Genomic DNA, 23,670 nt, shown 5'->3' on the forward strand with positions numbered 1-23,670 from the left:
ACGATGACCGCCATGACCACTCCCGCCGTCGGCCCCGCCGCCAGGCGCCCGGCCCCGCGGGGCACATCAGGTCCGTCGGCCCCATCGACTCGGCGCGTCAAGCGCTCACCCGCCACCTCCGTCGCCCTGGCCGAGCGCGCCGGCGGGCCGGACCTTGCCCGGGGCCTTGCCCTGCTGGGCATCGCCATGGCCAACACCATCGGCTGGCTCCACGGCACCGAGTGGACGGTGCTGCTCAAGCAGGCCGACGCCACCGTCGCCGACCGCGTCGTGGACGTGATCGCCTCGTTCACCATCGACAACCGCGGCTTCCCCCTGTTCGCGATGCTGTTCGGCTACGGCATCGGGATCCTGCACCGCCGCTCCCGGGCCCGCGGGGAGCGCGCCCGCACCTTCCTGGCCCGCACCGCACGCCGCCACCTGGTGCTCCTGCTGCTGGGCCTGGCCCACGGGATCCTGCTGTTCAGCGGCGACATCCTGGCCTCCTACGCCATCATCGGGATGCTGTGCGCGGTACTGGTGACCGTGCGCAAGCGGTGGCTGCTGCCGGTCGCCGCGATCCTCACCACGCCCCTGCTTGCCTTCTGGGGCTGGGCCGACGGCACCATCGGCCTGTGGGGCATGGACGGCTACCCCGAGGCGAGCGCCGCCACCTACCTCGAGGGCCTGGAGATCCGTGCCTGGGACATGCTGTACGTGGTCGGCTCCTCCCTCGCGACCGACCTGGGGCTGCTGGGGCCGATGGTGATCGGAGCCCTCGCCGCACGCATCCACCTGTTCGAGCAGGTCCAGCCCAACCGGGACCTGCTGGTCCCCACCGCCCAATGGGGGATCGCGGTGGGCCTGGCCGGAGCCCTTCCTCTCACCGCCGTGCTGGTGTTCGACCCTCACCACGACGTGCTCGACAACGAGATCGCCCTGGGGATCCTGGGGGTGGTCCACCAGTTCAGCGGGGTGGTGGGTGCCCTCGGTGCAGCCGCTGCCGCAGCCTTGATCGCCGATCACGTGCGCCGCAGCAACGGGGCTCCCGGCACTCCGGGCCTCGGCGTCCCTGCGCGGGCGGTGTACGCGGTGGAAGCGCTCGGGGCGATGGCGCTGACCGCCTACGTGGCGCAGTCGGCCGTGTTCATGGCCCTGTTCCCGCCCTACACCCTGGACCTCGGGGCCCGGGTGGGCTCCGCCGGTGCCGCGGTGATCGTGCTGGTGAGCTGGCTGGTGATGGTGGTTGTCGCAGTGCTGCTGCGCCGGGCCGGCAGGCGCGGCCCCCTCGAGGTAGTGCTGCGGAAGCTGGGTGGATCCACCTCCCCGCGCCGAGGCGGCCCGGCGAGGACAGGCACGGCGCCTACGGATCCGACCCCCGGTCCTCGACGCCCGGGACGGGGGAGCACCCCATGACCGTGTACGCCGACACCCCGCTCTGGGGCAGGCACGGCACCGTGTGGGGCCACCTGATCTCCGACATCTCGCTGGGGGAGCTGCACGAACGCGCAGCCCTCGCCGGCCTGCCCCCGCGTGCCTTCGACCTGGACCACTACGACTGGCCCACCGCGCAGCGCCCGGCGCTGGAGCGCGCCGGCGTGGTGTTCGTCGACGGCCGCGAGCTCACCCGCATCCTCATCGCCTCGGGCCTGCGGGTGCCGCTGGTGGACCGGCCCGCCGCGCGAGCCCGGCGCACTGCCCGCGATGCTGCCCTGCTGGGGCTGGAGCGGGTGCCGCGAGACCTGATCGTCGGTCTGCTCGGCCACGTGGACCCACTGCCCGATGAGCCCGGCGCCTACCGCCTCACCAGGGACGACGCCTCTCAGCCGGCGCGGATCGAAGCCCGCGACCAGGCAGGGCGCAGGGCCGCCGATGACTTCCTTGCGCTGGCGGACGCTGCCGCCCGGGCACGCGGCGAGGCGGGTTTCGTCGGCCAGGTGATGGACGTGGCCCTCAGGCCGGATCAGGGCTCGTGGGCAGGGTGAGTGCCCGCACCTGATCGGGCCGTGCCAGGTGCTCGGAATCCACCGTCGCACCGGGCAGCTCCACCCAGAACGTGGCGCCTCCGCCCGGGGTCTCCCGTGCACCGATGCTGCCCTCGTGCTGCTCCACGATGGAGGCGGCGATCGACAGGCCCAGGCCCGCGCCGCCCCCCTGGGTGGCCGAACGCGAACGGGACTCATCGGTGCGGTAGAACCGCTCGAAGACCTTGTCCCGCTGGTCCTCGGAGATCCCGGCCCCGTGGTCGCGCACCTCGATCAGCACCGTGCCGCGATCCGTGGCACCCACGGCGATCTCCACCGGGGAGCCCTTGGGGGTGTGGCGGTTGGCGTTGCCCACCAGGTTCAGGATCACCTGGCGCAGCGAGGGCTCGTGCCCCATCACGCCAACCGGGACGTGGGGGTGCACGGAGATCGGGGTGCCGGACAGGGAGGTCACCATCACCTGGCGGCTGGGGTCCAGGGCGCGCAGGTCCTGGGCCGCGTCGAACAGGGCATCGGACAGGTCCAGCGGGGCCACATCCAGATCGGGCTTCTCGTCCAGGCGGGCCAGGCGCAGCAGGTTCTCCACCAGGGAGCCCATGCGACGGGCCTCGTCCTCGATGCGGCGCATCGCCTGGGCCACGTCCTCGTCGGTGCGCAGGGCACCCATCCGGTACAGCTCGCCGAAGCCGCGGATCGCGGCCAGCGGGGTGCGCAGCTCATGGGAGGCATCGCCCACGAAGCGGCGCATCTTCGCCTCCGAGCGGGTGGCCCGCTCCTCGGACTCCGAGCGGGCCGCGAAGGACTGCTCGATGTGCACCAGCATCTCGTTGACCGACAGCGCCAGGGCGTGCACCTCCAGGCTGGTGTCGCTGACCGGCACACGGCGGGAGAGGTTGCCGGCGGCGATCTGCGAGGCCGTGGCCTCCACGTCCTGCAGCGGTTCCAGGGAACGGTGGGTCATGTACCCGCCCAGGCCCATCCCCACCAGCACCACCAGGGTGCCCACCAGCACGATGATCAGCGCCATCTCGTGCATCGTGCGGTCCACGCCCGTCAACGGCAGCGCCACGTACATGCTGCCCAGGTCCGGGCCGGTGCTGAGCACCGCCGCCACCCGCCACCGGTTCTCGTTGGAGTCGATCACCGTGAACGGCCTGCCGCCGCGGTGCACGATCTCCTCGTCGGTGAGGTCCGGGAAGTCGATCTCCAGGTCGCCGTCACCGTGGTGGACGATCACGTTCTCGATGGGGTTGCCGTCGTGGTCGCGGATCTCCACCGCGTACTCCACCGGGGTGTAGCCGGCGCTCTGCACCGCGTCGTCGTCACCGGCCAGCTCCAGCTGGGCGAGCGTGAGCATCTCGCTCATCCCGGCCCGTAGGTCGTTGTCGACCGACTGGATCAGGGTGCGGTTCAACAGGAACAGCGAGAGGCTGCCGGTGATGGCGGTGCCGGTCACCAGCAGCAGGGAGATCAGCGCGACGATCCGCGTCCACAGGGAGACGGGACGTTCGGGGCGCAGGGCGGGCAGCGCCACACCCTCAGCCCTCGGCGGCGCGCAGGACGTAGCCGATGCCGCGCTTGGTGTGGATCATCGGCTCGCCCACCACGTCGATCTTGCGGCGCAGGTAGGAGATGTAGGACTCCACGATGCCCACCTCGCCGGACCAGTCGTAGTCCCACACATGGTCCAGGATCTGGGTCTTGGAGACCACGCGACCGGCGTTGAGCATCAGGTAGCGCAGCAGCTTGAACTCGGTGGGGGACAGGTCGATCACCACGTCGCCCCGGTACACCTCGTGGGAGTCCTCGTCCAGGCGCAGATCGCCCACCACCAGGGCGCTGTCCACGGTGGGGTCCACCCCGCCGTGGGTGCGGCGCAGCACCGCACGGATGCGGGCCACGACCTCCTCGAGGCTGAAGGGCTTGGTGACGTAGTCGTCGCCGCCCACGGTGAGGCCGGCCACCTTGTCCTTGGTCTCGTCACGGGCGGTGAGGAACAGGATCGGGTACTGCTCGCCGCGGTCGCGCAGACGACGGGTCACGGTGAAGCCGTCCATGTCCGGCAGCATCACGTCCAGCACCACCAGATCGGGCTGGTGCTCGGTGGCGGTCTGGATCGCCTCGTTGCCGGTCGCGGCGGTGAACACCTCGAAGCCGGCGAACCGCAGCGACGTGGCCAACAGGTCGCGGATGTTGGGCTCGTCATCCACGACGAGAAGGCGGGCCTCGAACTCCTGGTGTTCAGTCATGGGTCCACCGTCCTCCGTTCAGTTGGGAGTCAGCTGGACGTTCACTGTACGCGGTGTCGAGGATGAAGGTGCGAGCCCTGGAAGGCGTGCCCCGCAGCCCGGTGCGGACCTCAGCGCACGGCGCGCTGGATCTTCTCCTGCTGACGACGCAGCTTGCGGATGGTCCAGCCCATCTGGATCATCCGCATCGATCCCACCAGGGCCATCACCAGTGCACCGGCGATCGCGGCCAGCAGCATCGCCACGCCCAGGGGCAGGTCGAACTGTGCGTTGAAGTACTGGAACGTGGCGGTGACGTTGTTCTGGATCACGAAGATCAGCAGCAGGATCAGGATGATCGCGCCCAGGATCAGAGAGATCCAGATCGCGGCCGTCTTGCCGCCGCTGCGGGGCTCGGGCTCGACCGCCGGATCGTGCTGCTCCCGCGCGGGGGCCGGGGCAGGCTCGGTACGACGACCATCAGCGCGACGCTCATCAACGCGACTCTCACCGGCCCTGCGGTCATCGGGGGCAGGGCCACGGTCACGCAGGTCCCGACCCCCATCAGGGCCCAGGGGCTCGCGGGTGACCGGGCGGTCCAGGTTCTCGCGTCCGTGCTGCTCAGGTCCGGTGCTCATGGAGTGCTCCTCGGGGAAGAACGGGTGGCCACGGCCGGTTCCCGCCGCGCTGGGACCACTCTAGCCACCGGCCAGATCCTCCGCGTCCACGATGCGGTAGGCGTAGCCCTGCTCGGCCAGGAACCGCTGCCGGTTCGCAGCGAAGTCCTGGTCCTGGGTGTCCCGCACCACCACCGTGTAGAAGTGCGCGGTGCGGCCGTCGGCCTTGGGCCGCAGCAGGCGTCCCAGACGCTGCGCCTCCTCCTGCCGGGACCCGAAGGCGCCGCTGACCTGCACAGCCACGGAGGCCTCCGGCAGGTCGATCGAGAAGTTCGCGACCTTGGAGACCACCAGGCGGGTGATCTGCCCGGCACGGAACGCGTCGAACAGCTCCTGCCGGCGCTTGACCGGGGTCTTCCCTGTGATCAGATCAGCGTCCAACCGCTCGGCGATCTCCTCGAGCTGGTCCAGGTACTGGCCGATCACCAGCATCGGCTCGCCGGCATGCCGCTGGGCGATCTGCTCCACCACGGCGTGCTTCGCCGGGTGCGCCGCACCAAGGCGCGCACGGTCCTCCGGCTCGGCCATTGCGTAGGCCATCCGGTCCGAAGCAGGCATCGCCACCCGCACCTCGGTGCAGTCCGCCGGGGCGATGTACCCCTGGGCCTCGATGTCCCGCCACGGGGCGTCGTACCGCTTGGGGCCGATCAGGGAGAACACCTCGCCCTCGCGGCCGTCCTCCCGCACCAGCGTGGCGGTCAGGCCCAGGCGCCGGCGGGCCTGCAGGTCCGCCGTCATCCGGAACACCGGGGCGGGCAGCAGGTGGACCTCGTCGTACACGATCAGTCCCCAGTCCCGCGCGCTCATGAGCTCCAGGTGGGGGTGGATGCCCTTCCTCTTCATGGTGAGCACCTGATAGGTGGCGATGGTGACGGGACGGATCTCCTTGGTGGCGCCGGAGTACTCGCCGATCTCCTCCTCGGTCAGCGTGGTGCGGCGCAGCAGCTCCGAGCGCCACTGCCGGGCCGAGACCGTGGAGGTCACCAGGATCAGCGTGGTGCGCTCCATGGCGGCCATCGCCCCGGCGCCCACCAGGGTCTTCCCGGCGCCGCAGGGCAGCACCACCACGCCGCTGCCGCCGTGGCGGAAGCCGTCGATCGCCTCCACCTGGTAGGGGCGCAGCTGCCAGTCGTCGTCGCGCAGGGCGATCGGGTGGGCCTCGCCGTCGACGTACCCGGCGAGGTCCTCCGCCGGCCAGCCCAGCTTCAGCAGGGCCTGCTTCAGCGCGCCGCGCTGCGAGGGGTGCACTGCCACGCGGTCCGCGTCCAGGCGCTCACCGAGCATCCCCTGCACCCGCTTGGAGCGCATCACCTCCTCCAGCACCGCCCGGTCCAGGGCGTGCAGCACCAACGAGTGCTGGGGGTCGGTGACCAGCTGCAGCCGCCCGTAGCGGTCCATCGTGTCGGCCACGTCGATCAGCAGCGAATGGGGCACGGGATAGCGCGAGTTGTCCACCAGCGCCGCCACCACCGATTCCGCGTCGTAGCCGGCGGCGCGGGCGTTCCACAGCCCCAGGTCGGTGATGCGGTAGGTGTGGACGTGCTCGGGGGCCCGCTCCAGTTCGGCGAACGGGGCGATCGCCGCCCGTGCGGTGGCCGCCCGTTCATGGGCGACCTCCAGCAGCAGGGACTTGTCGCTCTGGACGATCAGGGGGCCATCGGTCATCGAACCAGGCTACGCGCCTGCGAGGAGCGAGCCATGTGAGGTCAGACGGGCTACACCGTGGTCATGCCTGGGCAGGCTCGGGGAGCTCGCGCCCGTTCAGCCGCTCGAACATGCCCATCTGGAACAGCACATAGAAGGGGATCACGACGATCACCGGCAGCACGAACATGCCCGCCACATTGCTGATCACCAGCATCACCAGCCAGGCGACGATCGTGGAGCCCAGATTCGCGCGCACCAGCGCCACGCTCTGCTTGAGCGCCTCGACGGGGGAGGCCCCCTTGACCGCAGCGGGGATGGCGTAGAACAGGAGCACAGAGGCGATCAGCCCGGGGATGTACAGCAGCAGGGAGCCGATCAGCGCGATCGCGCCCACCAGCAGCGCGGTCAGGAAGATCCGCATCGGACCCACCATGGCCTGGCCGATCGTGGGCCGACCGCCCTGGAGCACTACCTCTGCCGATCGCGCAGCACCCGTCTGCCACAACAGCATCAGCGGGATCAGCGGCAGCATGAACAGCAGCATCAGCCCGTAGATCAGGAGGATCTCGGCCCCGGGTGACTCCTGGGAGGCCGGCGTGCTGGTGAGCATGCCGAACAGCACCATCATGGGCACCACCACCGCAGCCACGATGATCAGCATCATCACCACGAAGTAGATGAGCCCGGAGACCAGGTACGCCACCGGGTTCCGCAGCAGGGCGTTGCCGGAGAACTTCAGGGCCGCCCCCAGGTCGGAGGAGAGATCCGTGCCGGGCGCGGGTGCATGCGGGGCGGTGGCCTGCGGTGCGGGGTCCTGCGGCCCGGGGAGGGGGGACTGGGAGCTCTGCGACTCGGCCCACTGGGGAGCAGGGCTCGGTTGCCCGTACGTCGGGCCCGTGCCAGGGGCCGGGGACGGGGAGGACGGCGGCGGGAAGGTGGTCATCGCGTCGGTTCTCCTGGAGCGAGGGGATCAATGGGTCTGGGCTGGCCGCGCTGCCGCCATGTTCCTGAGGGGCTGCCGAGGCCGCAGAAAGAAGCAGGCGGTCACATGGTGGGGCGGGACAGGTCCACAGTAGTCGTGACGGCCCCCGTCGCGATCGTGGCCGGGGTGAGGGTTGCCGGGGATTGCCCCTGCCCCCCGTGCGAATCCGTCCCCGGTCCCTAGAATGGCCGAGAAGAACCGGGCTCCAGGAAGCCCCACCAGGGGCGTCACCCCGGATCGACAGCCACCGACCAGAGGAGTTCCCATGGCATCCTTCGAACCTTCGCCCGCCGACGTCGCCGACATCGGCGTGACCGGCATGGCCGTAATGGGCTCGAACCTGGCACGCAACTTCGCCCGCAACGGCTTCAAGGTCGCGATCCACAACCGCAGCGTCGGCAAGACCGAGAAGGTCATGAACGAGCACGGCTCGGACGGCGAGTTCTACCCCTCGGAGTCCATGGCGGACTTCGTAGCCTCTCTGCAGAAGCCGCGCGTGGCCATCATCATGGTCAAGGCCGGCAAGCCCACCGACGCCGTGATCGACGAGCTCGCCTCCCTGATGGACGAGGGCGACATCATCGTCGACGCCGGCAACGCCCTGTTCACCGACACCCGCCGCCGCGAGGCCGCGCTGCGCGAGAAGGGCCTGCACTTCGTGGGCGCCGGCGTCTCCGGCGGTGAGGAGGGCGCGCTGAACGGCCCCTCGATCATGCCCGGCGGCACCAAGGAGTCCTACCAGCGCCTGGGCCCGATGTTCGAGAAGATCTCCGCGCACGTGGACGGCGAGCCCTGCTGCACCCACGTGGGTTCCGACGGCGCCGGCCACTTCGTGAAGATGGTGCACAACGGCATCGAGTACGCCGACATGCAGGTCATCTCCGAGGCCTACGACATGATGTCCAAGGCGCTCGGCATGAGCGCCCCGGAGATCGGCGAGGTCTTCGCCGAATGGAACAAGGGGGACCTGGAGTCCTTCCTGATCGAGATCACCGCTGAGGTGCTGGCCCACACCGACGCCGATTCCGGCCTGCCCTACGTGGACGTGATCCTGGACCGCGCCGCCCAGAAGGGCACCGGAGCCTGGACCGTGCAGACCGCCTTGGACCTGGGCGTGCCGGTCACCGGCATCGCCGAGGCCACCTTCGCCCGCTTCGTCTCCGGCTCCGTCCCGCAGCGCGAGGCGGCTCGTGCGGTGCTCCCGGCCGAGGCCGATGCCCCCGAGATCGCCGACCGCGAGCAGTTCATCGACGACCTCCAGAAGGCGCTCTATGCCGCGAAGCTGGTCTCCTACTCCCAGGGCTTCGACGAGATCGCCAAGGGTGCCGACGAGTACGGCTGGGACATCAACCTCGGTGACATGGCACGGATCTGGCGCGGTGGCTGCATCATCCGCGCCCGCTTCCTGAACCGCATCACCGAGGCGTACGAGCGCACGCCGGACCTCGCGCTGCTGCTGGCCGATGAGTACTTCACCACCGAGATCGCGAAGTGCATCCCGGCCTGGCGCCGTGTGGTGGCCTACGCCGCCACCGCCGGCTACCCGGTGCCGGTGTTCGCCTCCACCCTGTCGTACTACGACGCGGTGCGTGCCGAGCGCCTCCCGGCGGCCCTGGTGCAGGCGCAGCGCGACTTCTTCGGTGCCCACACCTACCAGCGGGTGGACGCCGAGGGCACCTACCACGTGGAGTGGTCCGAGGATCGCCGTCAGACCCGCCAGGACTCCGACCAGCAGGGAGTCACCCACGGTGTGGTGGACCGCGAGGCCGGTGAGCACACCCAGCGGGAGTCCGCCGACGGCAAGGGGCAGAACCCGGCCTGAGGCCAGCATCCCGCCTGAGGGCGGGATCGCCTCTGAGGGCGGGCCCCGCCTGGATGGCGACGGCCCGCCCCGGCACAGCAGAAGGCCCGGACCGCGAGGTCCGGGCCTTCTGGCAGTCACCGCTTGCCCACCAGGGGCAGCGGTGAGGAGCGGATCAGTAGGTGGTGGTGCCGGTCTGGCTCACCAGGGTCGCGATCAGCACGAAGTACAGGATGATGCCGATGATCGAGAGCACCCAGATGATCGCGAAGGCGATCCAGGCCCACTTGGTGAACTTCTTGGCGGTGACGGGTTCGGTGTCGGCCTTGAGGTAGCCGAGCAGGCCGAGCACGCCCGGGATCATCCCGCCGCACAGGAAACCGACGATGGTGGCGATGAGGGCGTTCTTCTTGATCGACTCGACGTCGAAGCCGCCGGTGGGAGCGGTCATGGGGGTTCCCCTTCCAAGCAATGTGTCACCGGCCGCGGACGCGTACCGGACGATGAGGGCCGCGCGGAGCGCACCGCCTGGCCATGGGGATCGTACCTCAGGTCACACCCCGTACCGCCATGGGGACAACTCCCCATCACTGCGGCGTGTCGACGCAGGTCGTACGGAAGGGTCCTGTGTTCAGCCCAGCCCAGGCCCATCCGGTGCATCAGCCGAGCGTCACCCGGTGCACCAGCACCGTGAACTCCTCGTCACGGCCCACCTCGCGGGCCCGCAGCCTGCCGCCCTCCAGGGAGATCGGCCTGGCCTGCTTGACCACCACTCCGCCGCGACCGTCCACGATCCCGAGCGCCAGGTCGGTGCCCTGAGCGATGGCATCCAGCAGGCGGTCGGTGACGCTGAGGTCCCCACCGCCCGCCTCGGCCTCGCGGATGCGGGCCACGACCTCGGCCGGGGGCAGGCGCAGCTCCGGCCCGTCCACGGTCACCAGGTCCGCAGCGAGCGGACCGCCGGAGAGGGAGTGGGACAGTTCGGTATCCACCGCTCGGCCGTCGGCACCCACGGCCTGGGGTGACAGGCCGGCGCGGCGGGCGCACTGCAGCGCGAAACCGGGATCGGACATGGTCACCGCGACCGTCGGCGCCAGGCGGTGCAGGTTCAGCGCGGCCGCCTCGGGGGCGGCCTGCAGAAGGTCCAGCACCTCGGCCTCGGCCTGCAGCACGGTGGTGGCTCGGGAGACGTGCACGCGCCCGTGGCGCCGCTGCTCGTCGCGGACCAGGTACTCCAGGGCCTGGGGGAGCGGGGTGCTGGAGTGCGCGGCCAGCAGGTCCAGCAGCACCTGCGCGTCCCCGCCCACGCCGAGCGCCCGACGGATCGAGGCGGCGCTGAGGCGCAGGGTGATCGCGCCGCCGCGGGAGATCACCTCGGCCCAGTCCAGCAGCGGCATCAGCTGCTCCGCAGGCCAACCGGGGATCACGATGGTGAGGTCCGCATCGACCAGGACCTCGGTCACCGGTGGGGGAGCGGAGACCCGCAGGGCCTCGGTGAGGCGTTCATCGGCCGCCATCTCGTCCTCGTCCAGGGCCAGCACCAGCTGCCCGCCCAGGACCGTGAGGGCACCGGCGTCGATCAGGCCCACCGCCTCGCCTTCGCGCAGCGCCGCACGGACCTCCTCGGCGATCACGGAGGCCGGGACCAGGGGGAACGCCCAGGCCAGCGAGGCCTGCAGGGACTCCTCGGTGGCGCTGAGGCCGGGGGAGGTGCGCAGAGCCCGCAGCAGGCTGCCGCGGCGGGTGCGCACCCCGTCGCGGCGAGTGGTGTCCGAGAGCAGGGGACGGGCAGTGCCGGAGGCATCGGGGGTGCCCACCACCGCGGCCAGGTGATGGCCACGGGCCCAGGTGAGGGCGAGCTCGGCCCAGCGTGACTCCGCCGGGCGGCCCCGGTGGGCGTCCCAGTCCTGGGTGGGGTGCCATTCCTGGCCGTCGTGGCCGATGAGCCCTGCCTGCCAGGCGGTCTGGAGCACCGTCGCATAGGTGAGCAGGTCGGTCCCGGCCCTCTCGGCCAGCCGGTTCAGGTCCCGCTGGGGGATGCCGCCACGGCGAAGCACACCGGGCGGGTCCTCGTCGAAGCCCCGCACGGTGCCCAGCAGACGCAGCGCCTCGAAGGCCCTGTCCACCGCCTGGGCGGTGCGGCTGCCAGGGATGCGCTCACCCAATGGCGGCCCCTCGGGGGCGGGGCGGCGCGCGGTGTGCACCCGCCGCACCCGCCCCTCGCGCAGGGCCAGATGGATGCTGCGGGGGATCTGCCAGGTGCCGTCCTCGCCGGCCTGCACGATCCGGGCCTCGCGCAGCTGCTGGGCCAGGCGACCGTTGCCCTGCACCTCGGCAGGGCCCCAGGCCGGGGCATCGAGCACCTCGCCGTACTTCTCACGGGCGGCATCGACGATCTGCTGGGCCTGGTCAGGAGCCGGGTCGTCCTCCTGTGCGGGGGCGAGCCCCGCCGGGCTGCGCAGGCCCTCCCGCAGGGGACGGATCAGGTGCAGTGCGTCCTCACCCCACACCACGGCCAGGGTCTCCAGGCGCTCCAGGGCGGGGGAGACGGTGGCCGGGTCGGAGGAGACGGCGGCGGCCAGGTCGCGGGGGGAGGCACCGTCGGGCAGCACCGCGAGGGCCTCCACCAGGTGCAGCTCAGGCAGGGTCAGGGCCGACAGGGCGCGCCGGGCGGAGCCGGCCCCGGCGGCGCGCGCGGCGAGCGGGCCGATGCCCTTGGGCAGGGGCGAGGCGAGATCCGGTCGGGCGACGAGCAGGGCCTCGAGGCGGTCGTCGCCGAACCGTCGCAGGGAGTCCGCGAGGGACCGGATCACAGCGGTCATGGTGCCATCCAGCATAGGGTGAGCAGGCCCTGCGCATCAGCAGTCCGCGAGGGGCACGCCCCTATAGCCCAATCGGCAGAGGCAGCCGCCTTAAAAGCGGCGCAGTGTGGGTTCGAGTCCCACTGGGGGCACCGTGTGCTCGCATGGTCAGGTCCCGCGAGCAGCCAGGTCCCGCGAGGAGGGATCCGCCTCAGATCAGCCCGCGCTGCTGCGCCAGGTGCACCGCCCGGGAGCGGGAGTCCACCCCGAGCTTGGTGAACACGTGCACCAGGTGGCTCTTCACGGTGGCCTCGGTGACGAACAGCTCTCGGGCGATCTCGCGGTTGGTGGCGCCGGTGGCCAGCAGGCGCAGCACCTCCACCTCGCGATCCGTGAGCCGGGGCAGGGGAGCGCGCATGCCCTGCAGCACACGGGTGGCGAGTTCCGGTGCCAGCACCGTCTGACCGGCGGCAGCGCGCACGATGCCGTCCACGATCTGCTCGGGCGGTACGTCCTTCAACAGGTACCCGGCAGCACCGGCAGTGATGGCTCCCAGCAGTTCGGCGTCCCGGTCGAAGGTGGTCAGGATCAGCACCGCGGGGGCGGGGTCCAGGCGGCGCAGCGCCTCGGTGGCCTCGATACCGGTCATGCCCTCGCCCAGGCGCAGGTCGCACAGCACCACGTCCGGCCGCAGCTCGCCGGTCAGGCGCACCGCGTCCTCCCCGGTGCCGGCCTCGCCCACCACCTGGACCGAGGGGTCGGCAACGAGCACGGCACGCAGTCCGCTGCGCACCACGGGATGGTCGTCCACCAGCAGGACGGTCGCAGTCATCTCATCTCCTCCGTCATCGTCCAGTCCCCGGAGTCCCGGCCCCAGGGTGCAGCGGGAGCGGTCCCGGTGCGGGCGGGCGGTACGTGCGGGAGATGGGCCGATATGGCCGTGCCCTCACCCGGGGCGCTCTCGACCTCCAGGTCCCCGCCAAGTTCCCGCAGTCGCTGCCGCATGAAGCGCAGGCCGAAGCTCGCGGAGCCGTCGGCCTGTTCCGGCCCAGGGCCGACGGCCTCCCACCGGCCCACGTCGAACCCGGTGCCGTCGTCACGCACGTCCAGACGCACGGAGTCCCCGGCGCCGCTGAGGCTCACCGCTACCCGGGTCGCCCCGGAGTGCCGTCGCACGTTGCCCAGCGCTGACTGGGCGGTGCGCAGCAGTGCCACCTCCACCTCGCTGGGCAGCTGCGGCACCCCGCCGTCGACGTGGAGGGCCACCTTGATCCCGGTCTCGTCCTCGACGCGGTCCAGCAGCTGATGCAGGGCCCCGGTCAGGGCATCGTCCTCCAGCTGCGCCGGCAGCAGTGCGGCGACGATCCTTCGCACATCCACCAGGCTGTCCTGGGCCAGGCGCTCCACGCGGGCCAGGGTGCGAGCGGCCTCGGGGTCCGAGGTGCGCTGGGACTCGGCATGGGACAGCAGACGGATCGAGGAGAGGCCCTGGGCGACGGTGTCGTGGATGTCGCGGGAGAGCCGGTGCCGCTCCTCGATCGCACCGGAGCGGCGCTGGGCGAGGGCGAGCTCGTCCTGCAGCTGGGCCATCTCGCGATGCGCACGCGTCAGCGAGGCCAGCAGGCGTTCCCGCTCCGCGGCCTCCCGCAGCAGCTGCAGGTATCCGCGGGAGATCTCGAAGGCGAACACCCCACCGATCAGCGGTCCGAGCACGTTCGCCCAGCTGGTGGTGCCGTGGTGCAGCACGGGGGCGACCGCCACCACGCCCAGCACCACCACCGAGAACACCAGTCCCCACCACAGCGGCAGCAGGTGCCCGGCAAGCAGCCACAGCAGGAACGCCAGCCACACGAACTCCGGCGAGACCGCCACGGCCGCGACCCACACCATCGCCAGGCCCAGCAGCCACCACACCGGCCGGGCGGCACGGGGACCGATCCGGCCCGGCGCAGAATCGCCCGGGGAGGGACTCGTGGCGATCACGGAACCGGCCGCATGCCAGCCCAGGATCGCCAGGCCCGCCACGATCGCGGCGGCCGGGGTCACCCCGTCGGCGAGGGCACGCAGCACACCGATCACCGTGAGGGCCACCGCGATCACGTGCCGACCCACCTCCATCGCTCGCGCGGTGAGGCCGGCCGGCACCCGACCGGTGCGCTCAGGCCCGTGCAGGGGCGACTGGATAAGGCTCATGGTCCGATTCTGCGCTGTCGGGCAGGTCCGGCGCACCCGGGGAGGGCGCGGCCGACGGCCTGCCCGGCCACCAGATCCGTTCTCCCACCAGGGAGAAGATCGCCGGGACCATCACGGTGCGCACCACCAGGGTGTCCACCACCACGCCTACGCCCACCACCAGGCCCAGCTGCGCCAGGGTGACCAGTGGCAGCACGCCGAGGGCCGCGAACACCGCGGCCAGCACCACGCCGGCACTGGTGATCACCCCGCCGGTGTGCGTGACCGCCTCCACCATCCCGCGCCGCGTGCCCCAGGTCGCAGCCTCGGACCGGGCTCGGTGCACCAGGAAGATCGTGTAGTCGATGCCCAGGGCCACCAGGAACAGGAACGCCAGGATCGGCACCTGGGGGTCCAGGGCCTGCTGCTCCAGCAGCATGCGGCTCAGCCACGCGCCGGCCCCGATCGCTGCGACGGTGCTGGCCAGGTTCACCATCAGCAGCAGCACCGGGGCGACTGCAGAACGCAGCAGCACCAGGAGCACCGCGAAGGTGACCGCCAGGATCAACGGTGCCACCAGCAGCAGGTCCGCGCGGTTCCCCTCCCGGGCATCCAGATCGCTCGCCACACTGCCGCCCACCAGGGCATCCGCCTCGTCGATCGCATGCACCGCCGTGCGCAGCTCGCGCACCTGGTCCAGGCTCTGCTCGGTCCCGGGGGTATATTCACCCGTGACCATCACCGAGGCCAGAGAGCCGTCCTCCATCGCCGCCAGGGGGTGCGCCCGCACCACTCCGTCCACACCCTGAGCCGCCTCGGCCACCTGCTCGACGCTGCCGGGCGCGGTCACCACGATGATCGGCGCTGCCTCCCCGGGCGGGAAGTGCTCCGAGAGCACCTCCAGTCCCTCCGCGGATTCCGATTCCACACGGAACCGTTCCGCCTGGTCCAGCCCCACCGTGGTGCCCAGCAGGCCGGTGGCCATCACACCGAGCAGGGCGAGGGAGGCGGCCAGGGCGATGACGGGACGGCGCACCACGGCGCCGGCCACCGTGCGCCAGGCAACCGCCCGGGAGCGGTGGCCACCACCATCCACCTGAGGGACGAACGGCCAGAAGACCCGGCGCCCGCACACCGCCAGCAGCGGTGGCAGCACCAGCAGCACCGCTGCCATCGCGATCAGCAGCCCGATCGCGGCAGGGATGGCGAGACCGCGGGTCAGGGGGATCGTGGCCAGCAGCAGGGTCAGCAGTGCCAGCACCACGGTCGCGTTCGATGCCACCACTGCGGGGGCCACGCCTCGCCAGGCTCGGGCCAGCGCGACCCGGTGATCGGCCTCGGTGTGCAGCTCCTCGCGGTACCGGGAGATCAGCAGCAGCGCGTAGTTGGTGCCCGCCCCGAACACGAGCACGCTGATGATGCCGGCATCGAACTGGAGGCCCCAGTGGGCCCCCACCGCGGCGGTGACCCGACCGGCGAGGCCGTCGGCCAGCACGATCACCATCAGCGGCACCAGCCACAGCACGGGGGAGCGGTAGGTGAGGATCAGCAGGGCCGCCACGATCAGGATCGTCACCGCCAGCAGGGTGAAGTCCGCACCGTCGAAGGCGGAGGCGATATCGGCCCCGAAGGCGGGACCGCCGGTGACCTGCAGGGAGACTCCCTCGATCGCGTGGTCAGCGAGCGTGGTGCGCAGGGCGTCGATGGTTTGGGCTGTCTCAGAGTTGTCCGTCCCCACGGTGATCGGTGCGATCAGCAGGGCCGCCTGCCCGTCCTCGCTCACCACCGGTCCCGAGGGCTCCGCTGCCGTGTGCTCACCGAGAGTGGGCAGCAGTCCGTCCAGTGCCTGCAGGTCGTCGGCTCCGAGGGGGCCGCCATCGGTCCGGCTGGCCACCACCAGCACCGACTAGCGATCCGCATCCGGGAACTGCTCCAGCAGGGCACTCACCCGTGCCGATTCGGAATCCACCGGGGCATGGGTGCTGCGCGCTGGGGCATCGGCCCCGCGCAGCAGACCGAACAGCGCCACCATCAGCACCAGGGCGATGGCCAGTACGGCCCACGCACCGCGGCGCGAGGTGAGCAGGGAGGACAGGGAATGGTTCATGCCTGCAGTCCACCGCGTCGCACCTGTCCCGAGCATCGCGTAGGAGGGGGAACCGGATCTCCATCGAACGATGGATGCGGAGACCTCACCGCAGCCGCCGCGGCCCCTCCGGTGGCGCGACACACCCATCCGGTGCCGGGTCCGGGTCACAATGGGAACCATGACTGCCCCATCCCCCGTCGGCCCCCAGCTCACCTCCCGCATCGACGAGGTGCTCTCCCGCATCGATTCCGCCGCGACCCGTGTGGGTCGTGACGGCGCCGACATCACCGTGCTGCTGGCCACCAAGACCCGCACCCCCCAGCAGATAGCCGCGGTGATCGAGGTGCTGCGGGAGCGCGGCCGCACGGCGGCGGTGGGCGAGAACCGCGCCCAGGAGATGGCCAAGCACGAGGACCCGCTGCTGGCAGGCAACGGGGTGCCGCGGCACTTCATCGGCCGCCTGCAGACCAACAAGGCCCGCGACGTGGTGGCCTTCGCCGAGATGATCCACAGCGTGGACCGCGACGACATCGCCGAGGCACTGCAGAGGCGAGCCGAGCAGGCAGGGCTCACGCGGGAGGCGCTGGTGCAGGTGAATACCTCGGGGGAGGAGTCCAAGGGCGGCTACGCGCCCTCCCTCGACGCAGTGCTTCCCGTCGTTGAGCGCCTGCGGGGCAGTGCGAATCTGCGGCCGATGGGGCTGATGACGATCGGGGCCAACACCAGCGACGATGCCGCCGTGCGCGCCTCCCTGAGCTCCCTGCGCGAGCTCCGCGACGGGGTGCGCGAGCGCCTGGGGCTCGAGGACTTCGCCCACCTGAGCATGGGCATGAGCGGGGACCTGGAGATCGCGGTCGAGGAGGGCGCCACCATCGTGCGGGTGGGCTCGGCGATCTTCGGGCCCCGCCCCACCTGAGCGGCCCCGGTTCGCGAGCGGCCCGCCGCACCTGAGCGGTCCCGGTTCACACAACGTCATCTTCTTCTTGGGTGCGACATAAACGGTGCTTAGGTGAGGTGGTCGATCCCGATCACAACCCTTGAGAACCGGAGGCTTCCGCGTGCACATCCAGACCGCCGCCGTGCAGACGCTGCGTGACCACGAGCACGGAGCCGTCGTCCCCCCTGTGCACCTGGCCTCGACCTTCGAGCTCGACGCCGCCACCGAGGACGCTGCCTACGCCTACCAGCGCGGCTCCAACCCCACCCGCGCCCAGCTCGAACAGGTGCTGGCCACCCTCGACGGGGCCGAGCACGGCTTCGCCTTCGCCACCGGCATGGCCGCCACCGCCGCCGTGTTCTCCACCCTCCAGGTGGGCGACCAGGTGCTGCTGCCGGCCAGCGTGTACGGCGGCACCTTCCGCTTCGTGGACAAGGTGTTCCCCTCCCGCGGCCTCACCGGCCGCTTCGTGGACGACCTCGGTGCGCTCACCGACGCCGACTTCACCCCCGCCACGAAGATGGTGTTCGTCGAGACCCCCGCCAACCCCACCCTGCGCATCACCGACCTGCGCCGCCTGGTGGAGCTCGCCCACCGCCACGGTGCCCTGGTGGCCGTGGACAACACCTTCATGACCCCGGTCCTGCAGCGCCCCCTCGAGCTCGGGGCCGACGTGGTGGTGCAGTCCGCCACCAAGTACCTCGCAGGGCACTCCGACCTGCTGGCCGGCACCGTCACCACCAACGATCCGGCGCTCGCCGAGGCCTACGCCCTCGCGCAGAAGGCCCAGGGCGGGGTGCTGTCCCCCTCGGACTCCTTCCGCCTGATCCAGGCGATCAAGACCCTGCCCCTGCGCCTGGATCGGCAGCAGGCCAACGCCGAGCAGATCGTCGCCCACCTGCGGGAGCACGACGACGTGACCACCGTGTTCTACCCCGGCTCCCACAGCGAGGACGAGGCCCGCATCCACGCCTCCCAGGCCACCGGAGGCGGCGCCGTGCTCTCCTTCGAACTCGCAGACGGCCTTGACCGGGTGCGGTTCATCCAGGCGCTGCGCTACCCCGTGTACGCCGTGAGCCTGGGCGGGGTGGAGTCGCTGATCTGCCGCCCGGCCACCATGACCCACGAGGCCATGACCCCCCAGGCCCGCGCCGCCGCCGGGATCTCCGACGAGCTGCTGCGCCTCTCCGTCGGCATCGAGAACATCGACGACCTCATCGAGGACCTCGACCAGGCCCTCGCCGCCGCCCGCTGACCGCCGCCTGTTGACCGCAGACGCAGCCCTGCCCGCTCCCACCCCGCTGACCGCAGACGCAGTCCAGCCCGCTCCCACCCCGCCGCCCCCCGCCGGCCCGCGCCGCGGGACCAACCCTGAAGGACACACCATGAACAGCACCCCCCGCCCCGTTCCCGGTCAGCGACCCACCCGTCGCCTCACCCTCGCTGCCGGCGGTGTCGGCATCGCCGCCCTGCTCGCCGCCTGCAGCTCCGACGGTGACTCCCGCGGCGCCGGGGGACCCGGGGGTGCCGGCGGATCCGACGGCGGGGGCGGCTCGGTGGACGAGGACATCCTGGCCCGCATCAAGGAGAACGGCACCGTGCGCATCGGCCTGGAGGGCACCTACCGCCCCTACGCCTTCCACGACGACTCCAATGAGCTGGTGGGCTTCGAGAAGGACATCGCCGACAAGATCGCCGAGGGCCTGGGCGTCCAGCCCGAGTACATCGAGACCGAGTGGGACTCCCTCATCGCGGGCCTCGACGTGGACCGCTACGACCTGGTGATCAACAACGTGGGAATCACCGAGGAGCGCCAACAGAAGTACGCCTTCACCGAGCCCTACGCGCAGTCCATCGGCCGCATCGCCGTCCCCGAGGACTCCGAGGTGCAGACCGCCGAGGAACTCGAGGGCAAGCGCTCCGCCCAGACCGCCACCTCCAACTGGGCCGCGCAGATGGAGGAGCTGGGGGCTGAGATCGTCCCCGTCCAGGGCTTTGCCGAGGCCATCGAGCTGGTGGTCCAGGGCCGCGTGGACGCCACCGCCAACGACTTCATCTCCTTCCAGACCTACCAGGAGGAGCACCCTGAGGCACCGTTCCGCCTGCTGGACGCGGAGCTGCCCACCGACGTCGCCGTCGGCGTGATCATGCAGCAGGGCCAGCAGGCACTGCTGGACGAGGTCAACGGGATCCTGGAGACCCTGAAGGGCGACGGCACCCTCACCGCCATCTACGAGGAATGGGTGGGTCAGGACATCACCCCGGAAGCCTGAACCCATGCCCGAGTTCCTCGAACTGTGGATCCAGTCGCTGCCGCGGCTGCTGCGGGCCGCCATCGAGGTGACCATCCCGCTGTCGCTGATCTCCTTCGCGATCGCGCTGGTGGTCGCGGTGCTGGTGGCACTGGTGCGGCTGTACGGGCCCGCACCGCTGAAGGTCGTCGCCTGGGCGTACGTGCAGGTGTTCCGCGGGACCCCACTGGTGGTGCAGCTGTTCATCGTCTACTTCGGCCTTCCCAGCATCGGCATCGCGCTGGACGCGTTCCCCGCCGCCGTGGTGACCCTGGCACTGAACACCGGCGCCTACGCCTCCGAGGCGGTGCGCGCCTCGATCCTGTCCATCCCGAGAGGCCAGTTCGAGGCCGCGCAGACCCTGAACCTGTCCCGCGCCACCACGTTCCGCAAGGTCGTGGCCCCGCAGGCGATGCGGATCGTGCTGCCCCCGCTGGCCAACGACTTCATCGACCTGGTCAAGGGCACCTCACTGGTGTTCGCCATCACGCTGATCGACCTGTTCCAGGTGGGCCGCCAGATCGCCGGCAGCACCTTCGAGCCGATGGCCATGTACACCCTGGTGGCGCTGATCTACCTGATGATGGTGTCGCTGCTGAGCCTCGGTCAGAACGTCCTGGAGAAGAAGGTGTCCGCCCATGTCCGCACCAGCTGACCCCCGTGCGACAGGCCCCCACGCGGCCGACGCCCACCACCCGCTGCGGTTGACCGGCATCCGCAAGACCTTCGGTGAGCTGGTGGCGCTGGATTCCGTGGACCTGGAGATCGCCCGCGGCGCCACCACGGTGCTGCTGGGCCCCTCCGGCTCCGGGAAGTCCACCCTGCTGCGCTGCATCAACCTGCTGGAGAAGCCCGATGCAGGCCAGATCGACCTGGGCTCCGGCCCCATTGACGTGGGTGGGAAGCTCTCCCCGCGCACCGTGCGGCAGATCCGGTCCCGATCCACCATGGTGTTCCAGCAGTTCAACCTGTTCCCGCACCTCACCGCGCTGGGCAACGTGACGCTGGCGCCTATCGAGGCGCTGGGGCGGCCCCGTGCCGAGGCCGAGGCCACCGGACGCGAGCTGCTGGCCAAGGTGGGGCTGGCGGAGAAGGCCGACGCCTACCCGGACCGGCTCTCCGGCGGGCAGCAGCAGCGCGTCGCGATCGCCCGGGCTCTGGCGATGGACCCCGACTTCCTGCTGTTCGACGAGCCCACCTCCGCCCTGGACCCGGAGCTCGCCGCCGAGGTGGTCGCGGTGCTGGCGGCCCTTGCCGAGGAGAACCGCACCCTGGTGGTGGTCACCCACTCCCTGGCCTTCGCGCGGCGCGTGGCGGACCGCGTGGTGTTCCTCGAGGACGGCCAGGTGCTGCAGGACGGCACCCCGGACGAGTTCTTCCGCAGCGAGGACGAGCGCCTGCGTCGCTTCCGCGAGGTCATCGGCTCGGTGTGACCCGCCCGGATCCCTCTGGCGGTCCCGGGCTGACGCCCTGAGCGAACGCCCAGGTCGCCCACAGCAGTGGCGAACGGCGACCCTATACAGTAGAACCCGACCGGGCCATCAGGACCTATCGCCCCAGGGGTCACCTTCGACAGGGAGTCCCAGGCGGTGGCCGTGCGGCCCGGCCCCATCGATCTTCCCGAGGAGCACCATGGCCCGCCATAACGTCATCTTCGGCCGTGACCCGGCCGTTCAGCGGGGGTCCCACAACGGCCCGCAGTTCGGTCAGTCCGGCCCGCCCCAGGGGACCCAGTGGTCCTCCGACTTCGGTGCGCAGCAGGCGCAGCAGAACGACCAGCTCGAGGCGATGTACTCGCGCCCCGCAGCCAGCGGTCACGACACTGGCCGCATGACCATGCGCGATGCGCTCAACGCCATCACCGCCACCCTCGGCGTGATCATGGTGGTCGGTTTCGCCGTGGGCATCAGCCCGGCCGTCCTGGGCTTCGTGGCCGGCGAGTCCGGCCTGCAGCTGGGCCTGGTCATCGGCATGGGCGCCACCGTGATCGGCCTGATCGGCGGTCTGGTGCTGGGCCTGGTCAACTCCTTCAAGAAGCAGCCCTCCGCGATCCTGGTGCTGGCCTACGCCGCTTTCGAGGGCCTGCTGCTGGGCGGCCTGAGCGCCTCCCTGGAGTACACCAACTACCCGGGCATCGCCCTGCAGGCCGTGATCGGCACCCTCGCCGTGGCCGCCACCGTGCTGGTGTTCTTCCACCTGGGCATCCTGCGCACCTCCCCAGCCCTGACCAGGATCTTCATGGTCGCCATGGTCGCGTACCTCCTGTTCGGCCTGGTCAACATCGGCTACCTGCTCTTCACCGGGCAGAGCCTGCGTGACGGCCTGCTGGGCCTGGTCATCGGTGGCCTCGCCGTGGTGATGGCCTCCTACTCGCTGGTGATGGACTTCGAGGACGTCAAGCGCGCCGCCGCCGGCTACACCCCGCGTGCCTATGCGTGGCGCTGCGCCTTCGGTCTGGCGGTCACGATGGTGTGGCTGTACGTCGAGATCCTGCGCATCCTCGCGATCCTGCGTGGCAACGACTGAACCCATGCGAGCGCAGCGTCATCCTCGGGTGGTTGCTGGGTTCGCACTCGCCTCGTAGAGCGATTGCTGATCGCGTCCCACTGACGAGGCAGCACACACGGCGGGTCCCCGGAAACGGGGGCCCGCCGTTGTTCGTTTCCCTCGACGCGCAGATCGAGTGTGCCCCTCTAGACGCGCAGATCGAGTGTGCCCCCTGGATGCGCAGATCGACTGTGACGAAATGTGGTCCATCAGCGCTGATAGACCACATTTCGTCACAGTCGATTCCGATTCCGATGCCGTGTCATGTCCCAGGGCTATTGGTACGCCAATCCCAGGGTGACTGGTTCGCCGACCTCGACGTCGCGCACACCGACACCATCGCCACGCATACTGAGCCGTTGTTCTTGAGGGGAATCGGGCTCGAGAACCCACAAACTACGCGGCTCGGTGGGAAGTCGAGACGGGTGAGGCGTGGCAGGCAGGGCAGCGGGGTGAGGCAGGTGAGGCAGGGGGCAACCGGACGGGGCAGGGCAGCGGGGTGAGGTAGGTGAGGCAGGGGGCAACCGGACGGGGCAGGGCAGCGGGGCGAGCCGGGCGAGGCAGGGGGCAACCGGACGAGCCGGGACAGTCGGGGTAGCCGGCGAGTTCGTCGATCAGCCGGACAGACCGGTGAGGGACTTGTACGCCTCAGTGGCGCCGTCCTCGTGCTCCGTCACGCCGATCGCCACATCGGAGGCGAACACGCTGGGGCCCTCCGGGGTGCTCACCACGACCACCTCCAGGCGGGTGGACTCGAACTTCTCGAAATTGTGCTTGCCGAACTTGAGGGTCGCGGTGGTGCGGTAGCCGGGCATCCCGGCCACGGTCACGGCCTCGGTGACCTGGTCGTGCAGGGTGCGCTGGGAGGTATCGCCCCAGATCGAGGCGTTGGCGAACAAGCAGCTGATCAGCCGTTCGGAGGCCGCCTTGTCACCGGGGTACTCCACCCCGGGCTGCCACTCGATCTTCCCCACCATGATGGAGGACACCCAGGTGCCCTCGATCGGGGCTGAGGCCATCTGCGCATCGGTGGTGAAGGCCAGGAACGTCCGGTTGGAGCGACTGTCGAATCCTGCCGGGGGAACCATTTCGAGGCCGCCACCGCGCAGGCGACCAGAGGGGTTCTGCGAGACCCGCTCATCGGAGGCGCTCCAGCAGAGCTTCTCCTCCTCGGGCGGGCTGGACTCCGGCGGCGGAGTGGTGCTGGGTTCGGTGCTCACCGGTTCGCTGGAGATGGTGGTCTGCGACGCGGACGCCGAGCCACCCCCGCCCTCACCGCCGGCACCGCCTCCGGAGGAGCGCAGCACCAGGTAGCCCACGGTAGCGCCCACGATCAGCAGGAACACCAGGGCGAAGGAGATCCCACCGATCAGCAGGGCAACGTTGCGCCCACCGCTGGGTGAATATTCGCCTCGCTGGGGTCCGCTGATCGAGGGTTCGGGTGCCACGTCGCTGCCGTAGCGGTGGCGTCGTTCGGGACCACCAGTGGTGTCGTTGGGGCCGCTCTGTCTACGCTCCTTCCGCCGTGTGTATA

General features: G+C 70.7%; 21 protein-coding genes and 1 tRNA gene. 10 read left to right on the top strand and 12 right to left on the bottom strand.

Going from position 1 to position 23,670, the window contains the following annotated elements; translation table 11 throughout:
* Positions 1–12: 12 nt before the first annotated feature.
* On the top strand, positions 13–1,395 hold the full coding sequence (locus JOD52_RS02325; RefSeq protein ID WP_239551739.1) for a DUF418 domain-containing protein: 1,383 nt from the start codon (positions 13–15) through the stop codon (positions 1,393–1,395).
* Positions 1,392–1,964, top strand: coding sequence for a DUF4031 domain-containing protein (locus tag JOD52_RS02330; RefSeq protein WP_204408672.1), 573 nt, complete (start codon positions 1,392–1,394; stop codon positions 1,962–1,964). Before JOD52_RS02325 ends, JOD52_RS02330 begins: the two co-directional genes overlap by 4 nt.
* Here JOD52_RS02330 and JOD52_RS02335 read toward each other — a convergent pair.
* From JOD52_RS02335 to JOD52_RS02355, 5 genes are all read right to left on the bottom strand, one after another.
* Positions 1,933–3,498, bottom strand: coding sequence for an ATP-binding protein (locus JOD52_RS02335; protein WP_204408673.1), 1,566 nt, complete (start codon positions 3,496–3,498; stop codon positions 1,933–1,935). The two genes, JOD52_RS02330 and JOD52_RS02335, sit on opposite strands and share 32 nt — an antisense overlap.
* A gap of 4 nt (positions 3,499–3,502) precedes the next feature.
* A complete protein-coding gene (locus JOD52_RS02340) occupies positions 3,503–4,213 on the bottom strand; it encodes a response regulator transcription factor (RefSeq protein WP_204408674.1) in 711 nt (236 codons plus the stop codon).
* 110 nt (positions 4,214–4,323) lie between these two features.
* Complete coding sequence (locus tag JOD52_RS02345; protein ID WP_017822328.1) at positions 4,324–4,830, bottom strand: LapA family protein; 507 nt, start codon at positions 4,828–4,830, stop codon at positions 4,324–4,326.
* Positions 4,831–4,890: 60 nt separating this feature from the next.
* Positions 4,891–6,534: a DNA repair helicase XPB gene (locus JOD52_RS02350; RefSeq protein WP_204408675.1), complete on the bottom strand. Its 1,644-nt coding sequence runs from the start codon at positions 6,532–6,534 to the stop codon at positions 4,891–4,893.
* Between the two features lie 61 nt (positions 6,535–6,595).
* The gene (locus tag JOD52_RS02355) at positions 6,596–7,459 is read right to left on the bottom strand and encodes a hypothetical protein (RefSeq protein ID WP_204408676.1); all 864 of its coding nucleotides are present in this window, start codon (positions 7,457–7,459) and stop codon (positions 6,596–6,598) included.
* Between the two features lie 304 nt (positions 7,460–7,763).
* Here JOD52_RS02355 and gndA point away from each other — a divergent pair, with 304 nt between their 5' ends.
* Positions 7,764–9,320 (top strand): NADP-dependent phosphogluconate dehydrogenase, encoded by a 1,557-nt coding sequence (gene gndA / locus JOD52_RS02360; RefSeq protein WP_204408677.1) that lies wholly within the window; start codon positions 7,764–7,766, stop codon positions 9,318–9,320.
* Positions 9,321–9,474: 154 nt separating this feature from the next.
* Here gndA and JOD52_RS02365 read toward each other — a convergent pair whose 3' ends face one another.
* Positions 9,475–9,750, bottom strand: a complete 276-nt coding sequence (locus tag JOD52_RS02365; RefSeq protein ID WP_204408678.1) for a hypothetical protein — start codon at positions 9,748–9,750, stop codon at positions 9,475–9,477.
* Between the two features lie 208 nt (positions 9,751–9,958).
* Complete coding sequence (locus JOD52_RS02370) at positions 9,959–12,121, bottom strand: helicase-associated domain-containing protein (protein ID WP_204408679.1); 2,163 nt, start codon at positions 12,119–12,121, stop codon at positions 9,959–9,961.
* A gap of 57 nt (positions 12,122–12,178) precedes the next feature.
* Here JOD52_RS02370 and JOD52_RS02375 point away from each other — a divergent pair.
* Positions 12,179–12,252: transfer RNA gene (locus JOD52_RS02375), tRNA-Leu, on the top strand.
* A 59-nt stretch (positions 12,253–12,311) separates the two neighbouring features.
* On the opposite strand, the gene JOD52_RS02380 is transcribed toward JOD52_RS02375, so the two are convergent.
* From JOD52_RS02380 to JOD52_RS16920, 4 genes are read right to left on the bottom strand one after another with little or no spacing between them, the layout of a single operon-like run.
* Positions 12,312–12,932, bottom strand: coding sequence for a response regulator (locus JOD52_RS02380; RefSeq protein WP_204408680.1), 621 nt, complete (start codon positions 12,930–12,932; stop codon positions 12,312–12,314).
* Positions 12,929–14,293, bottom strand: coding sequence for a sensor histidine kinase (locus tag JOD52_RS02385; RefSeq protein WP_204408681.1), 1,365 nt, complete (start codon positions 14,291–14,293; stop codon positions 12,929–12,931). Before JOD52_RS02385 ends, JOD52_RS02380 begins: the two co-directional genes overlap by 4 nt.
* Positions 14,259–16,175, bottom strand: a complete 1,917-nt coding sequence (locus tag JOD52_RS02390; RefSeq protein ID WP_338124039.1) for an MMPL family transporter — start codon at positions 16,173–16,175, stop codon at positions 14,259–14,261. The genes JOD52_RS02385 and JOD52_RS02390 overlap by 35 nt, the downstream gene beginning before the upstream one ends.
* Positions 16,176–16,178: 3 nt before the next feature.
* Positions 16,179–16,379 carry a hypothetical protein gene (locus tag JOD52_RS16920; RefSeq protein WP_239551741.1) on the bottom strand — a complete coding sequence of 67 codons (201 nt, stop codon included), beginning with the start codon at positions 16,377–16,379 and terminating at the stop codon, positions 16,179–16,181.
* 160 nt (positions 16,380–16,539) lie between these two features.
* Here JOD52_RS16920 and JOD52_RS02395 point away from each other — a divergent pair, with 160 nt between their 5' ends.
* The 6 genes from JOD52_RS02395 to JOD52_RS02420 all read left to right on the top strand — a co-directional run bounded on the left by JOD52_RS02395 (position 16,540) and on the right by JOD52_RS02420 (position 22,115).
* On the top strand, positions 16,540–17,277 hold the full coding sequence (locus JOD52_RS02395; protein WP_204408682.1) for a YggS family pyridoxal phosphate-dependent enzyme: 738 nt from the start codon (positions 16,540–16,542) through the stop codon (positions 17,275–17,277).
* Between the two features lie 142 nt (positions 17,278–17,419).
* Complete coding sequence (locus tag JOD52_RS02400) at positions 17,420–18,553, top strand: aminotransferase class I/II-fold pyridoxal phosphate-dependent enzyme (protein ID WP_204408683.1); 1,134 nt, start codon at positions 17,420–17,422, stop codon at positions 18,551–18,553.
* Between the two features lie 130 nt (positions 18,554–18,683).
* Positions 18,684–19,571: a transporter substrate-binding domain-containing protein gene (locus tag JOD52_RS02405; protein ID WP_204408684.1), complete on the top strand. Its 888-nt coding sequence runs from the start codon at positions 18,684–18,686 to the stop codon at positions 19,569–19,571.
* A 4-nt stretch (positions 19,572–19,575) separates the two neighbouring features.
* Positions 19,576–20,244 (top strand): amino acid ABC transporter permease, encoded by a 669-nt coding sequence (locus JOD52_RS02410; RefSeq protein ID WP_204408685.1) that lies wholly within the window; start codon positions 19,576–19,578, stop codon positions 20,242–20,244.
* Positions 20,228–21,022, top strand: coding sequence for an amino acid ABC transporter ATP-binding protein (locus tag JOD52_RS02415; RefSeq protein ID WP_204408686.1), 795 nt, complete (start codon positions 20,228–20,230; stop codon positions 21,020–21,022). Before JOD52_RS02410 ends, JOD52_RS02415 begins: the two co-directional genes overlap by 17 nt.
* 199 nt (positions 21,023–21,221) lie before the next feature.
* Positions 21,222–22,115, top strand: coding sequence for a Bax inhibitor-1/YccA family protein (locus JOD52_RS02420; protein ID WP_204408687.1), 894 nt, complete (start codon positions 21,222–21,224; stop codon positions 22,113–22,115).
* Between the two features lie 635 nt (positions 22,116–22,750).
* On the opposite strand, the gene JOD52_RS02425 is transcribed toward JOD52_RS02420, so the two are convergent.
* Positions 22,751–23,584 (bottom strand): hypothetical protein, encoded by an 834-nt coding sequence (locus JOD52_RS02425; RefSeq protein WP_239551743.1) that lies wholly within the window; start codon positions 23,582–23,584, stop codon positions 22,751–22,753.
* Positions 23,585–23,670 lie beyond the last annotated feature (86 nt).

This window comes from Brachybacterium muris, from assembly GCF_016907455.1.
GTDB lineage: Bacteria > Actinomycetota > Actinomycetes > Actinomycetales > Dermabacteraceae > Brachybacterium > Brachybacterium muris.